This is a genomic window from Paenibacillus zanthoxyli JH29 (genome assembly GCF_000520715.1).
GTDB classification, from domain to species: domain Bacteria; phylum Bacillota; class Bacilli; order Paenibacillales; family Paenibacillaceae; genus Paenibacillus_AQ; species Paenibacillus_AQ zanthoxyli.
The window spans coordinates 1-13,936 of the sequence record NZ_ASSD01000183.1 but is presented as its reverse complement, the minus strand read 5'-3'; the positions used below and the strand labels follow the sequence as shown (position 1 = coordinate 13,936).

Annotated in this window: 13 protein-coding genes and 1 pseudogene; 6 read left to right on the top strand and 8 right to left on the bottom strand. The window is 47.8% G+C overall.

The window, feature by feature from the left end:
- Positions 1-502 precede the first annotated feature (502 nt).
- From L691_RS0107245 to L691_RS0107240, 3 genes are all read left to right on the top strand, one after another.
- Entirely contained in the window at positions 503-946 is a 444-nt protein-coding gene (locus L691_RS0107245) for a reverse transcriptase family protein (protein WP_025689689.1), read from the top strand.
- Positions 947-956: 10 nt separating this feature from the next.
- Entirely contained in the window at positions 957-1,190 is a 234-nt protein-coding gene (locus L691_RS31160) for a group II intron maturase-specific domain-containing protein (protein ID WP_084653945.1), read from the top strand.
- A 151-nt stretch (positions 1,191-1,341) separates the two neighbouring features.
- Positions 1,342-1,629 (top strand): group II intron maturase-specific domain-containing protein, encoded by a 288-nt coding sequence (locus L691_RS0107240; protein WP_232229124.1) that lies wholly within the window; start codon positions 1,342-1,344, stop codon positions 1,627-1,629.
- Between the two features lie 140 nt (positions 1,630-1,769).
- Here the strand turns inward: L691_RS0107240 and L691_RS0107235 are convergent, their stop codons facing one another.
- The 4 genes from L691_RS0107235 to L691_RS0107220 all read right to left on the bottom strand — a co-directional run bounded on the left by L691_RS0107235 (position 1,770) and on the right by L691_RS0107220 (position 4,504).
- Positions 1,770-2,231 carry a VOC family protein gene (locus tag L691_RS0107235; RefSeq protein WP_025689687.1) on the bottom strand — a complete coding sequence of 154 codons (462 nt, stop codon included), beginning with the start codon at positions 2,229-2,231 and terminating at the stop codon, positions 1,770-1,772.
- A 150-nt stretch (positions 2,232-2,381) separates the two neighbouring features.
- Positions 2,382-3,518: an NADH:flavin oxidoreductase gene (locus L691_RS0107230; protein WP_025689686.1), complete on the bottom strand. Its 1,137-nt coding sequence runs from the start codon at positions 3,516-3,518 to the stop codon at positions 2,382-2,384.
- 204 nt (positions 3,519-3,722) lie between these two features.
- Positions 3,723-4,169 (bottom strand): SRPBCC family protein, encoded by a 447-nt coding sequence (locus L691_RS0107225; RefSeq protein WP_025689685.1) that lies wholly within the window; start codon positions 4,167-4,169, stop codon positions 3,723-3,725.
- A complete protein-coding gene (locus tag L691_RS0107220) occupies positions 4,166-4,504 on the bottom strand; it encodes an ArsR/SmtB family transcription factor (RefSeq protein WP_036735868.1) in 339 nt (112 codons plus the stop codon). Before L691_RS0107220 ends, L691_RS0107225 begins: the two co-directional genes overlap by 4 nt.
- A 294-nt stretch (positions 4,505-4,798) precedes the next feature.
- On the opposite strand from L691_RS0107220, the pseudogene L691_RS28155 reads away from it, so the two are divergent.
- The 3 genes and pseudogenes from L691_RS28155 (at position 4,799) to L691_RS31875 (ending at position 8,729) form a co-directional block, all read left to right on the top strand.
- Positions 4,799-7,767, top strand: a pseudogene (locus L691_RS28155) (Tn3 family transposase).
- On the top strand, positions 7,764-8,471 hold the full coding sequence (locus tag L691_RS0107210; protein ID WP_025689681.1) for a tyrosine-type recombinase/integrase: 708 nt from the start codon (positions 7,764-7,766) through the stop codon (positions 8,469-8,471). The pseudogene L691_RS28155 and the gene L691_RS0107210 overlap by 4 nt, the downstream one beginning before the upstream one ends.
- Before the next feature lie 57 nt (positions 8,472-8,528).
- Entirely contained in the window at positions 8,529-8,729 is a 201-nt protein-coding gene (locus L691_RS31875) for a group II intron maturase-specific domain-containing protein (protein WP_332249061.1), read from the top strand.
- Positions 8,730-8,920: 191 nt separating this feature from the next.
- Here the strand turns inward: L691_RS31875 and L691_RS0107205 are convergent, their stop codons facing one another.
- The 4 genes from L691_RS0107205 to L691_RS0107190 all read right to left on the bottom strand — a co-directional run bounded on the left by L691_RS0107205 (position 8,921) and on the right by L691_RS0107190 (position 13,639).
- Entirely contained in the window at positions 8,921-9,931 is a 1,011-nt protein-coding gene (locus L691_RS0107205) for a GDP-mannose 4,6-dehydratase (protein WP_025689679.1), read from the bottom strand.
- A 289-nt stretch (positions 9,932-10,220) separates the two neighbouring features.
- Positions 10,221-11,369, bottom strand: a complete 1,149-nt coding sequence (locus L691_RS0107200; RefSeq protein WP_025689677.1) for an epoxide hydrolase family protein — start codon at positions 11,367-11,369, stop codon at positions 10,221-10,223.
- Positions 11,370-11,806: 437 nt separating this feature from the next.
- Positions 11,807-12,679, bottom strand: a complete 873-nt coding sequence (locus tag L691_RS0107195) for an SDR family oxidoreductase (RefSeq protein ID WP_025689675.1) — start codon at positions 12,677-12,679, stop codon at positions 11,807-11,809.
- Positions 12,680-12,775: 96 nt separating this feature from the next.
- Positions 12,776-13,639, bottom strand: coding sequence for a helix-turn-helix transcriptional regulator (locus tag L691_RS0107190; RefSeq protein ID WP_232229123.1), 864 nt, complete (start codon positions 13,637-13,639; stop codon positions 12,776-12,778).
- Positions 13,640-13,936 lie beyond the last annotated feature (297 nt).

Genomic DNA, 13,936 nt, shown 5'->3' with positions numbered 1-13,936 from the left:
ATCTTGATGACAAGGTGTGGGCTATTTGACGCTTACATGGAGACGAAGGCGTTCTAGTCCACCCATCGCACCAAGGTGTGTGCGGGCGGCATGGTACGGAAGATGACGATGTGACCCACGGAGATCTCGTCGTGTCTGAAACGAGTGCACTTGCAGGACGAGTGGGTAAACAAAGTCGGAGCGGTCGCGCCGCGCCTGCCGCTTCCAAAGAACGCGCGGTAACTTCAGTAACGGATGCTATAAGGAAACCCCGAAGTGCATACCGGACGCACGGCGAGAAGTCGAAGAGCTGCGTACTACTTACGAACGGACGAACAACAGAAACGTCCGGATCAGCCGTCCAAGTACGGTTGGCTTCGGTTCACCCAAAAGGTGAACCAGGAGGGGAAGGCGGCTCGCTTTATGGAGACTGATACTGGCATGAGTTTCGCGAGTAAGCGGCAAGGGAGGAATATTCCCTAAGTGAAAGACCCAAAACTTGCAGGCGGAGGATACGAAGCGCATGAAAGCAGAAGGCACAGGACGAAAGGTTCATTCATTAATCGATAAGGTGTATCACCGAACAAACCTGGAAATGGCATGGGAAATGGTGAGGGCAAACGGGGGCAGTGGTGGAACCGACAAAGTCACCATCCGGGCCTTCCAGGCCATAGCTGAGGTGGAGCTAGAGCGGTTGCACGAAGAACTGAAACAAGTGACATACCGACCGATGCCTGTCAGGCGGATTCACATTCCCAAAAAAGGGAAACCTCACGAGAAGCGTCCGCTTGGCATCCCGGCGATACGGGACAGGGTCTGCCAGCAAGCACTGAAAAACAAGAAAAACAGGCTGGAACCTATCTTCGAACCCTTGTTCAGTGGATGCAGTTTCGGATACCGGCCAGGCAGATCAATGCACCAAGCCATGCGGAAAATTGCATTTGAAACCGGACATCACGATCCATGATCTTTCCCGGATGTTTAATGCATCCATTAGAGGATGGCTCAACTACTACGGACACTTCTACAAATCGCAACTATATCCAGTTTTCCGTCACATGAATCTGGCACTCGTCAAGTGGGCTAGAAGAAAGTACAAGAAACTAGAAAGACACAAGATCCGGGCAATAAAATGGCTGGGTCGGCTGGCAAGGAACCTCCCCAAGCTATTTGTTCACTGGCAATTAGGAATACTGCCTGCGGCTGGATAATGGGAGCCGGATGAGCCGAGAGGTTCACGTCCGGTTCTGAGAGGGCCTGAGGGTGCGATTCCCTCGGGCTACTCACCTCGTGGTGCTCGCCAAAAGCAAACGGGCAGCGACGCGTCTTCTGGGGTCCTGCAGAAATTACCTGGAGGACAAATTGAGACTCCAGATCAATACGCAGAAAAGCAAGGTTGTCAGCGTAGTGGCCCGGAAGCACTTCAAATTCCTTGGATTTGCCTTGGGAAAGAATAGAAGTGGCGTGTATATTCGCGTCCACGGGCAATCGCTCGCAAAAGCAAAGAAGAGGCTAAAGGAACTCACGAGCCGCAGTCAGGGCAGGAATGTTCGAGAGGTCATGGAGAAGGTGAAAGTCTACATTCGCGGATGGATCGGTTACTACTATGTTGGGGTAGTACCAGCGAAGCTGACACCACCCGCAAAGTGAATGGATAATAAATGGTAAGCGTGCCGTTTTATTAGGGTCACCGCATAAAAGGGAAAATACCGTACGCTAACAATGCTACTGAAAAAGAGTAGGTTGCCGTAGCACCTGCTCCTAAATAATCTATTAACTATCATTCTCCGTTAGTTTTCCTTCTTATTACCGAGTTGTTCCGCCAAACCTATTAGAAGTCCTTCATTACTACGAATGTAGCAGATCCGATACGAGTCCCCGTACTGAACCACTTCGCCAACGAGCTGAGCACCATATTTTGTGAGTCTGGATACCATTTCGTCAATGTCTTCAACGGTGAACATGACGCGTAGATAACCGAGGGCATTTACAGGAGCAGTTCGGTGATCTGATATAGTAGGTGGGGTAAGAAATCGCGAAAGTTCAAGTCGGCTGTGGCCATCTGGGGTAACCATCATAGCAATCTCTACGCCCTGTGAACCCAACCCTGTTACACGACCAGCCCATTCACCTTCGACAGTAGCTCGCCCTTCGAGCTTCAAGCCAATCTCCTCGAAGAAAGAGATTGCGTCATCAAGGGATTCTACAACGATGCCAACATTGTCCATTCTCAGTAATTTGTTTTTTGCCATAGACTTATCTCCTTATGTGTACAAATTTACAACCTGATCATTACCATTACCTTCTAAGTGATTAACAGTCTACAAATTTATTTTTTTGAGTCTAACACTTTATTTTTCCAGTCTAATAATTTATTTGCTTTTACACCGTGCTGTTACCATTTATAGGGTTCCCAGTGATTCAACTGTAAAGGGATTCAGTTCGCCGAACCGTCCGTTCCTGATTTTCATCGCCCATTCTGGGTCTACTAACAACGAACGACCAACGGCCACCAGATCAAATTCATTTTGCTCAAGTCTCTCGATCAATCCATCAAGACTGGTAACCTGGGTTACTTGGCCGGAAGCGAAGGAACGAATGAATTCTTCGTTCAACCCTACTGATCCGACGGTAACGGTCGGTCGTCCGGTCAACGATTTGACCCATCCTGCCAAGTTTAAGTCAGAGCCTTCGAATTCCGGTTCCCAGAATCGCCGGGTCGAACAATGATAAATGTCAACACCCGCAGTTGTCAGCGGCTCAAGGAATGACGACAATTGCTCCGGTGTTTCCGCCAGCTTGGCCGTATAGTTAGAGTTTTTCCATTGAGATATACGTAAAGCAATCGGAAAATCGGGACCAACTGCATTCCGAATAGCGCGAATGATTTCTACAGCGAAACGCGTTCGCCCCTCAAAACTGTCGCCGCCATATCGATCCGATCTCTTATTGGTTTGTTTCCAGAAAAATTGATCGATCAAATAGCCATGCGCTCCGTGGATTTCGATACCGTCGAATCCGAGTAACTTCGCGTCGCCAGCAGCTTGGGCGAATGCCTCAATCACGGAAAGGATATCCGATTGTGTCATAGGTGCGGTTACTTGATTGCCAGACAGATCGATACCGGATGGTCCAATAGGTAGGGATTCTGGGTTCGGAGGGTTCCCGGCTGTCCGTGCCATGCCGACATGCCAGAGTTGAGGGAAAATACGACCGCCTGCTGCATGTACTTGCTCCACGACAGACGACCAGCCGTCCAGAGCAGGGCCGTAGAAATGGGGGACGTTCGGATGGTCAGCTGACGAGGGATGGTTGATGACCGTTCCCTCCGTTATGATTAGACCCACCCCATTCTCGGCACGACGTCGGTAATACTGGGCTACATCAGCACCGGGCATGCCATTCGGCGAGAACGTTCGGGTCATAGGTGCCATGACGATTCGATTTGGAAGTGTCAACTTGCCGATCGAAAATGGCGTAAATAACGGTTGTACGGAAGGATGAACGATAGATGCGTCCTCTTTCAATTCATTGGACATGTTAATTAAATCCTCCTTGTCCGCTCTGACTTGTGCTGGCTCGCGACGTTTGACAGCCGTCAGAATTGTAATTGCGCGCCGATGTCGGCCGGCGATAGTCGGCAACTGCCGCCGCCGTGATGTCCGGCGTCCCGATTTGACACTTGATCCCATAGGAAGGATGTAGGAGCCATGAAGGCTCCTTCTCTATTCTTGCTCGCTTCCCTATTTCTGGTCGCGCAGGTGCGTGGCCAGATTGTCCAGCGTATTGGACCAGCCGTCGTAAAAGAACTTATCTCCGGGTTGACCGGCTACTCCGCGCAGGTGGAAGATCATCTCGGTGCGGTCGCCTTGTGCGGTGAGGGTCAGGGTCACGACAGGGGAATCCTCGATGGGAGCATCGGGGTAACCCCAGGTGAATACGAGCCGTTCGAAAGGTACGACATCGAGGAACACACCTCCGGTGTGATACTCCTCGCCGGTCTCGACGTTGACCATTGTGTAGCGGTAGCGTCCGCCTTCGCGGACATCGAAGGAGATGGACTCCAGAGGTGTCGAAGGCAGCCAGGCAGCGAGTTCATTCTTCTCGGTCCAGGCACGCCACACGAGATCGCGGCGGACATTCAGGATTCGGGTGATGGTAAACTCTGGTACGGATGTGGACATAGTCATGTTGATTGTTCCTCCTTTTTGATCATGGACTTAAGATGTTCTTCCAGTGCGTCGATGCGCAGGTTCCATTCACGGCGGTGTTTCTCGACCCAGGCCGATGCCTCATCGAGAGGTTCGGTTCGTATCGATAGAGTCCGCCATTGTGCGTTCGCTGTACGTTCGATCAGCCCTGCACGCTCCAACACCTTGAGGTGCTGGGAGATTGCGGGTGCGCTAATCTCGAAGGGCTCGGCAATTTCTCTGACTGTCGCGGGCCCCTGTGACAGCTTGGTCAGAATGTTTCGGCGTGTCGGATCGGCGAGCGCAGCGAAGATGAGACTGAGTGAGTCCTTCACAGCCAATTAATATCCTCCTTAATTAAGTATATTATTAAATATACATCGAAGTGGATACTCATGTCAAGCTGCCTGGAAATGGTAGTGACGCAAAGACCCCATAATCTCCGGTTCGCTCAGTTGTGTGAAGTGAAACTTTGCCCTACTCCCTTAAAGTACCGACTTTTAATTTATATTTGGAACTTCACTATTTTTCACCCCATTATTGCCTACTCTATCAAGCAAACGTATACTAAAAACAACTCAAATGTACCGATACTGACCATTTCAGGAACTTTATACGGAGGGGATCAAGTGAAGCGAAATTGGGAGCTGGAGGAGTTAATTGAGCATTTTACGTTTCTTCCTAACGAAATGCAGCTAGTCGGCAATAAGTCGGGAGAGACTCGGTTGGGGTTTGCTGTACTATTTAAGTTTTTCCAATATGAAGCGCGATTCCCCTTTCATAAATTCGAAGTACCCAAAGCAGTCATTCAATACATAGCAAAGCAGATCAAGGCACCGGCAGAGCTGTACACACAATACGATTGGACCGGTCGCTCCATCACCTATCATCGAACACAAATCAGGGAGTTCTTTGGTTTTCGTGAGGATACCGTCAATGATGCTGAGGAGGTGATCGATTGGTTATGCAAAAGCGTGTTATTCCAGGATCACGACTTCGTACATTTGGTCGAAACCGTATACCGGCGATTCCGGGAGATGAAAGTTGTACCGCCTACGCCTGATCGCATCGAGCGACTTATCAGAGCCGCAATCCGTACATATGAAGAACAATTTTTCAAATCCATACTGGAAAAGTTGCCTACGGCATCTTTAAGCAAATTGGATTTACTCGTCGATAGTATCGCATTTCTGGATGAAGACCAGGGCGGTTCAAGCAGCGACGAGGGACTTCTTTCTTTTCAAGAGCTAAAAGCCGATCCCGGCAAACCAGGTGTCGAAAGTGTGCTAAGAGAAGTAAGCAAGCTGCGAACGATTCGAAATCTGGAACTTCCGAATGACTTGTTTCGTGATATCCCTCTTAAAGTATTAACCAAGTACCGGCAGCGGACGGCAACAGAGGATCTCCGGGAACTTCGCCGCCACCCCGATCCAATCCGTTACACATTGTTGGCCGCATTCTTCTGGCTAAGGAGTATGGAGATAACGGATAATTTGATCGAGCTGCTTATTCAAATCGTTCATCGTATTGGAGTGCGGGCAGAACGAAAAATCGAAAAGGAAATCCTGAATGACTTACGCAAGGTGAGCAATAAGTATGGCATTTTATTCAACATGGCGCAGTCTGCCGTCAATAATCCAGACGGTGTCATTCGCGATGTCATTTTCCCGGTTGTTAATGAACAAACATTACGGGATTTAATAAAAGAATTCAAACACACCGGACCGGCTTACCGGGAGAAAATCCATACCATTATTCGGGCTTCCTATGGGAGTCACTACCGCCGGATGGTTCCCGAAATATTAGGTGTCCTGGAATTCCGATCAAACAATGAAGTGCATCGGCCTGTGATTCGTGCTTTGGAGCTGGTCAAGAAATATTCAGATACTGGCCATCATTATTTGCCAATGTCCGAAGAAATCCCAGTAGATGGTGTAATCCGAACTGTTAATAAAGAAATCATTGTAGAGAAGGACGAGAAAGGCCAAGAACGGATTAATCGGATGACTATGAGATAAGCGTCCTGCAAGCTTTACGGGAAAAGCTTCGTTGCAAGGAAATATGGGTGACTGGAGCAAATCGGTACCGGAATCCTGACGATGATTTGCCAACAGACTTCGAGGAACGGCGGGAAGAGAATTATAAGGCTCTAAAGCAGCCGCTGGATGCAGAGGCATTCATTACAACGTTAAAGCAGGCTATGAAGGATGGATTAGAAAAGCTCGATACCGGACTCCAGAAAAACCCCAAGGTCCGGATCACAGATAAGGGGAATGGCTGGATTAGCTTATCTCCGTTAGAACCACAAGCAGAGCCAGTTAACCTATCACGGATAAAATCAGAGATGCTTCGGCGGTGGCCGATGACGAGCCTCTTGGACATTTTAAAAGAAGCCGATATTCGTGTTGGATTTACGGATAAATTTAAGACTGTTGCTGTACGTGAAGCGTTAGGTCGGGATACACTGCAAAAGAGACTCATCCTATCCCTTTATGGCCTCGGGACAAATACCGGATTGAAACGTGTGAGTGCAGGTGAGCATGGAGAAAGCTACAAAGATTTACTGTACGTCCGTAGGAAATTCATTCACAAGGATAATCTGCGAAATGCAATTTCGGAAGTGGTGAATGCCATTTTTCGTGTTCGGATGCAGGATATTTGGGGTGATGCTACGACTTCCTGTGCATCGGATTCTAAAAAGTTTGGCGCATGGGATCAAAATCTGATGACTGAGTGGCATATCCGATACCGCGGCCGCGGCGTTATGATTTATTGGCACGTTGAGAAGAATTCTACATGCATTTACTCGCAGCTCAAATCGTGCTCCTCCTCTGAAGTGGCTGCCATGATGGAAGGATTGCTTCGTCATTGCACCGAAATGGAGGTCGAGAAGAATTACGTGGATTCACACGGCCAGAGTGAGGTTGCGTTCGCATTTTGTTACCTTTTAGGCTATCAGCTCATGCCAAGGCTCAAAGCGATTCATTCCCAAAAGCTATATCGGCCCGAACCAGGCATGACGGATGCCTACCCGAATTTGCAACCGGTACTGACCCGCCCGATCAACTGGGAGCTGATTCGGCAGCAATACGATCAAATGATGAAGTACGCTACGGCTCAGCGACTCGGAACCGCCGAAACAGAAGCAATCTTGAAACGATTTACCCGAAATAATTTAAAGCATCCGACCTATCAAGCTTTGGGAGAACTCGGCAAAGCAGTCAAAACAATATTCCTCTGCGATTACCTGCACTCGGAGGAACTGCGCCGCGAGATCAATGAAGGCTTGAATGTCGTAGAGAATTGGAACTCGGCCAATAGCTTTATCTTTTACGGCAAAGGCGGAGAAATCGCCACCAACCGGTTAGAAGATCAAGAGCTGGCTGTATTGTCTCTTCACCTTCTGCAAAACTGCCTAGTTTACATCAATACCATTATGCTTCAAAGCATCCTGTCCGACCGTAAATGGTTCGATATGATGACACCGGAAGATTTACGGGCACTTACCCCGCTGATTTACACCCACGTAAACCCTTACGGCACATTTAGGCTGAACATGAGTGAACGTCTTCCGTTGGAAGAAGGTGTTATCGCGTGAGTGAAAGGCGCATATCCCCGAAACGCAAAGCTAAGGAATTGGCCAAGTATCTCCGTGGGGAACGACCGGATTATGCCTATCTCAAAAGCCTGTTTCAGCATCTTAGAGCAGAGCTGGAGGTAGAGGTGCCCAAAACAGCGAAGAAGCTCCCCTATGTACCTACAGAAGAAGAGCTTAAGCGATACTACGATGTGGTTTGGCAAGCGAAGAACTTTCAAGACATGATGATCGTCAAGACGCTACTATATACCGGCGTTCGGGTAAGCGAGCTGATCAATATCAAGCTGTCCGATGTTGATTTCCACTACTGCCAAATTCGGATTAATAAGGGCAAAGGGAGCAAGGATCGCATTGTACCTTTCCCTCAATCGTTCAAGGAAATGCTGGCCATGCACGCCGATTCAATGAAAAAGAAGCATGCGGTTTATCTGTTCGAATCATCATGGAAGAAGAAATATACGGATCGGGGAATACGAAAGATTCTGGCCAAATATTCGGAGGAAGCCGGTCTCGTACAAAATCTGTCTCCGCACAAGCTACGGCATTTCTTGTTGACCTGGCTAAAAAAGCAGGGCATCGATGACGCACACATACAGCCTTATTCGGGTCATGAAAGCCGAAAGTCATTGGAAGTCTATTCAAAACTGGCTATCACTGATGCCCAACAGGAGTACAATGAGGTCATAAATAAATTTCCCATTTAATTACCATCTACTTTGCGGGTGGTGTCAGCTTCGCTGGTACTACCCCATGTAGCCGACATGAAACGGATATTGCAAAGCTGGAGCGAATGGCTGCGAAGACGACTCCGAATGTACATCTGGAAACAATGGAAGAAGCCGAGAACAAAGGTACAAAACCTGCGCAAGCTGGGATACCGGAATGGCAGGCTTACCAATGGGGAAACTCCCGTCTGGGGTACTGGCGTATCGCTGGAAGCCCGGTGCTGTCTCGTTCCATAACAAACGAAAAGCTCGCACAGGCAGGATGTTATGACTTTCCTGCGCAGTACGAGCGTCTACGTCAATTGCACTTATGCGGTTGAACCGCCGTATACCGAACGGTACGTACGGTGGTGTGAGAGGTCGGCTACTCACAAATGAGTAGCCTCCTACTCGATTGAAAGACGATTCTATACTATCTATTCGATTGTTTAATTTAATGCGCTTTCATAGTTTTGGGAATCGGAATTCCAATAATTGTGATACCACTCCACCGTTTTTCTGATTCCTTCTTCGAGAGAAGTTTCTGCAGACCAATTGAGCGTAGATTTTGCTTTTTCCGTTGACAGGTATTGGTGCAAGATCTCACTGTTTTTTTGATGTTCGTAAAGCGGTTCAATATGTTCAAGGTTCATGGCACGTTGAATGATTTCAATGACTTTTTTTATGTCCCACAACTTGCCTGTTCCAAAATTAAAAACATTACCCTTCTCCTCATTATTTACATAATGGTACATAGCCATGTAGGCGGTCATTAAGTCTTGAATATATAAGAAATCTCTCATGTATATCCCGTTCGAAGGGATTCTAATAATTGGCGGAAGTTGTGCATACAACCGCTGTATGGTTCCTGGAATTAACCGGCGGAAATTCAAGTCACCTCCCCCAAAAATATTGCCGAAACGGCCTATCACTATAGGCAAATTAAAGCTATGTCTATAACTCTGAGAAATAAGATCGGAACAAGACTTTGAGGCATCATAGGGATTTCTGCCTTGAATGGGCATACCTTCATCATAAGGGAGATCGGGACTGTCACCGTAAACCTTGTCACTGGATGCGACTATTATTTTCGATATCTGGTCTTGGTGAATACGACAAACCTCCAGCAGATTATATGTACCTTTTACATTTGTTTCAAAAGTTTGCCAGGGGATCTGGTAGGCCAAATCTTGAAGGGAAACAGCAGCGAGGTGAAAGATAGTGTTGATTTTTCCCACTGTAATTGCACGTTCAATCAAGTTGTAATCGGCAATCGAACCATAATAGCATCGAATCTCCTTGTCCAATCCCAGTTTTGCAAACTGGCTTCGCGGGTTGAACTCACTCAAGACAGAGGTTACTTCAGCACCTTGTTCAATTAGATGATGAGTTAGCCAGGCACCTACAAATCCGGAAGCTCCTGTAACTAAAGCGCGGCAATCCGATAAAGAGCGGTTCATTGTGATAACCTCCCAAAGTATTATGGTCAAGACGAAGTCGAAGGTTGAAATATCCATTTTTGCCAATGATATACCAATCCCTAAATAATTACAATATATTTTTATTCTCTTGTATAGCTTTTATCTCAAAAAGTACAGTTAGGAGAAAAGAATAGTTAGGAGAGAAGAATATAGCCCAACAAAAAAGCCGCCATGCAGGCGGTTTTTTGGGGAGGAGGGGACCGGTTATAGATCGACTGGGAGGACAATTCCGGCCGATTGCTCCGGATCTCCGCAAGCTTGGGAGATGTTATTGTCTAAAAGATCTGTAGAATGCACGAATGTCGTTGGCCAGCGCTTCCGGTTCTTCCATAGCAGTAAAATGCCCGCCGGAAGGCATGGTGGTCCAACGAGTTACATTCAGATTGCGCACAGCCCAGGATTTAGGAGGCTGTAATACATCCCCGGGAAATATGGCTATTCCTGTCGGAACTTCTATGCGGCCCAATGGCGGCAAGGAATGCGTATTTTCATAATACATATGTGCTGTTGAGCCTATGGTGTTAGTCACCCAGTAGATCATAATATGAGTCAACAACTCGTCCTTGCTGTATTTCTGGCTGAGGTCCCCCTTACAATCGCTCCAGGTGCGAAATTTCTCGATGATCCAGGCTGCCAAACCTACCGGCGAATCGGAAAGTCCATAAGCAAGAGTCTGGGGTTTTGTCGATTGGATGGCCATATAGCCTCCCTCATGGGAGATCCATTCAGAAGCGTTTTTCTTATATTGCCGTTCTTCTTCCGTACATTCCGACTCGTCCTGTAAAGTTAAGAGACTTCTTATAATACCAACATCCGTTAGATGGATTCCAAATAAAAGTTCAGGACGGTTTGCGGCCAGATACCTCGTAACACCGGAGCCCATATCTCCGCCTGCAGCGGCAAATTTGGGGTACCCCAATCCCTTTGTCATCAGTTTAGCCCACATTTGGGAGACAAAAAAATTGTTGACGCCCGGCCGATTAGGGTGACCGGAAAATCCGAATCCGGGCAAGGAAGGGACAATGACGTCAAAGGAGTCCTCCGGATTACCTCCATAACTGGCAGGGTCCGAAAGGAGAGGAATAATTTTTTGATAACGAAGATAACTGTCGGGCCATCCATGGGTAAGGATAATGGGGAGAGGATTAGGTCCTTTGCCGCGCTCGTGTACGAAGTGTACATCTATCCCATCAATATTGGAACGAAACTGGGAAAAGCGATTCAGCATGGATTCTTGGGCGCGCCAGTCGTAATGATCCCTCCAGTAGGAAACTAGTGATTGTAAGTAATTTAATTCCGTGCCCCGTTCCCAATCCGCATTTTCCAATTGATCCGGCCAACGGATGTGATGGAGTCTGTATTGCAGATCGTTCAGGATTTCATCAGAGACCTGAATTTGAAAACGTTCAATAGTCAAAATGATTTTCCTCCTCTTCTTAATACATGGTCATTATATCCCTCAAGCGGGTGTGGTACACTCTGAATTTTGATCTTATTACGTTTCATTACTTGAACGATTTCAATTTGACCGTTGCCATTCATGTGCCTCATCCAGATGGCCACGGTGGATAAGATGCAGCAACTGTTAATCGATTATCAGAGCCAGCATGCAGAGCAGCTTGAATCTTCTCAACGAGTTTAGTATAGGAAGGCAATCAGAAGTCTTATTCGGCATGAATCAAGACATCCGAGCGGATGCCTAATCATTTCGCTCTATAGTGAAACGGAGAACCGTATCGCAAATAACGGCAAGTTTTAAATATGCTCCCCTTTAAGTAAGCAGGTTTAATAAATAAACCGGCTACTTCAGAGGAGCATATCAGTTGCCGTGGATGTCGAATTCTTTGGTGTCCTTTACAATTGTTTTACCACATCATCTGAATCAGTGGAGTAAGCCAGCTCTTTCTGTGCTTCCAGAGCGGCCAGTCTGTCCAGCAGGGCTGCCCGGATTTGCTCATAGGCGTCACTGCCCAACGCCATACGTATCGGACCCTCTCCCTGGTCGACACGACGGATAATCTGCTGCGCCATTTTATCCGGATCGCCGACAACCATTTGATTGAACATGCTCATATCCATACCAGGCAATTCTCCCTTCATCAGGCTAACGAATTGGCCCACCTCCGTATCCCGGTATTCGTCCATCCGCTCGCCGAATACGGCGTTGCTTGTAATGAAATTCGTTCGGATTCCGCCGGGCTCCACCATAGTGGTCTTAATATTGAACGGAGCCACTTCCTTAGCTAGCGCTTCAAAGGCTCCTTCGACCGCCCATTTCGAAGAGCAATACAGCCCCATACCCGGAGTAGAATAATGACCCGCCATACTCGAAATCTGTACCATGTGACCGCCGCCCTGTTTACGGAAAAAGGGCAGGACTGCACGCGCTGCACGCAGGGAGCCAAGCACATTGGTCATAAACTGATGCTCAATTTGCCTATCGCTTGCTTCCTCCATTGCGCCATACAATCCATAGGCTGCATTATTGACAAACACATTGATCGTGCCCAGTTCTGAAAATGCACGTTCCACCACTTCAACAATTTGCTGAGGGTTTGTCAGATCTAAATTTGCCTGCCATAGTTGGGAGCCATACAGTGCCTGCAGATCATCCAGCACACCCGGCTTGCGTACCGTTGCGGCTACACGGTCCCCCCTATCAAGCAACCGGCGAGTTATACGTGAAGCCAAGCCTCCTGACGCTCCTGTAATGAACCATGTTTGCATACTAAACACCCTCCAATCGTTGTCTTCCACTGAATCATACAAACAACTGGAGGGAGCTTGCCACAGCACGTCTATTCTATTAACGGGAGTAACAGCCTATGGGAGCCGCTTGTCTTGCTCAAGTAAACGCAATAATCTCTCCTCCGTGCCCGAACCGGGTACAGGAACAAAGAAACACCAGTGCAGTCCCGGGTCATTATCGATTACAGCCGCGGAATGGAGCACGAACTCCATCTCCTGTGCGTCAGGAAGACGAAATAAAGCGGTGGCTACGCGCTTTTGCTTGATTTCATATAGCTCCCAGAAATGCACGAATTCCTCGCTTTCCCGTCTTAAGCGTTCGAACCTTTCCATATACAACGGGTTGTCCTTGTAAAGGTCAAAGCTTGACCGCAGAACCGCTACGGAGTAACGGGCAAAGCCTTCCCAATTCACCAGTTTGTTGCGGTAATCCGGCTTTAAAAACATAATGTTCATCATATTCCGTTCGTTATCCGGCAGACTGCCGAAATCGGCTACGATCAGTTCTGCCGCTCGATTCCAGGCGATAACATCCGTGCCTTCGTCCGTGATAAAAGAAGGATAATGCAGCTGATCTACGATTTTCTGCAAAACTCTCGTATCCGGATCTCCGTTATTCGGCACTGTGACGATGCTCGTCCCGTCTACATTGGCCAGATCGAACAGATGCTTCTGCTCGTCTTCGTCAAGCTGAAGCGCTTTGCTAATACTTAGCAGCACTTCCGGCGAAGGATTCACCTCCTTGCCTTGCTCCAGCCAGGTATAGTAAGTCACGCTTATATGGGCAAGATAAGAGACTTCTTCTCTTCGAAGTCCCGGAGTGCGTCTTCGTCCGGGAAGCGGCTGGATCCCCGCCTCTGAAGGCTGCAAGCGTTCTCTGCGCGATTTTATGAACTCGCCCAATGCGGATGAGGAACGATTTGTTTTCAAGTAGGTCACCTCTAATTACTCATATGGAAGAATGCCTATCGCTATTAACCAAATGGGCCAAAAGCACTTCCTACACGATCATTATAATCTCTGTCAGTTGTCGATTGCCACAAAAGAAAACCATAACGAGTACCGATGCAGTTAATCCCGTTAATAGTATAAACATGATGTGGTTATCATTCCTCTACCGACGGTACGATTAAGAGAGAAGTGCTATCAATGGGAGGTTTTGTATCTTGAACAAGTATGCATATAAAAACAAGCTGGCTGTAGTCACCGGTGCTTCATCCGGAATCGGGAAAACGT

What these genes read in the sequence shown, in the direction of transcription:
- L691_RS0107230 (WP_025689686.1), bottom strand. Translation starts at nt 3,518, where the DNA reads ATGTCCAATGAATTGAAAGAGGACGCATCTATCGTTCATCCTTCCGTA.
- L691_RS0107225 (WP_025689685.1), bottom strand. Translation starts at nt 4,169, where the DNA reads ATGACTATGTCCACATCCGTACCAGAGTTTACCATCACCCGAATCCTG.
- L691_RS0107195 (WP_025689675.1), bottom strand. Translation starts at nt 12,679, where the DNA reads ATGCAAACATGGTTCATTACAGGAGCGTCAGGAGGCTTGGCTTCACGT.
- L691_RS31160 (WP_084653945.1), top strand. Translation starts at nt 957, where the DNA reads ATGTTTAATGCATCCATTAGAGGATGGCTCAACTACTACGGACACTTC.
- L691_RS0107245 (WP_025689689.1), top strand. Translation starts at nt 503, where the DNA reads ATGAAAGCAGAAGGCACAGGACGAAAGGTTCATTCATTAATCGATAAG.
- L691_RS0107205 (WP_025689679.1), bottom strand. Translation starts at nt 9,931, where the DNA reads ATGAACCGCTCTTTATCGGATTGCCGCGCTTTAGTTACAGGAGCTTCC.
- L691_RS0107235 (WP_025689687.1), bottom strand. Translation starts at nt 2,231, where the DNA reads ATGGCAAAAAACAAATTACTGAGAATGGACAATGTTGGCATCGTTGTA.
- L691_RS31875 (WP_332249061.1), top strand. Translation starts at nt 8,529, where the DNA reads ATGAAACGGATATTGCAAAGCTGGAGCGAATGGCTGCGAAGACGACTC.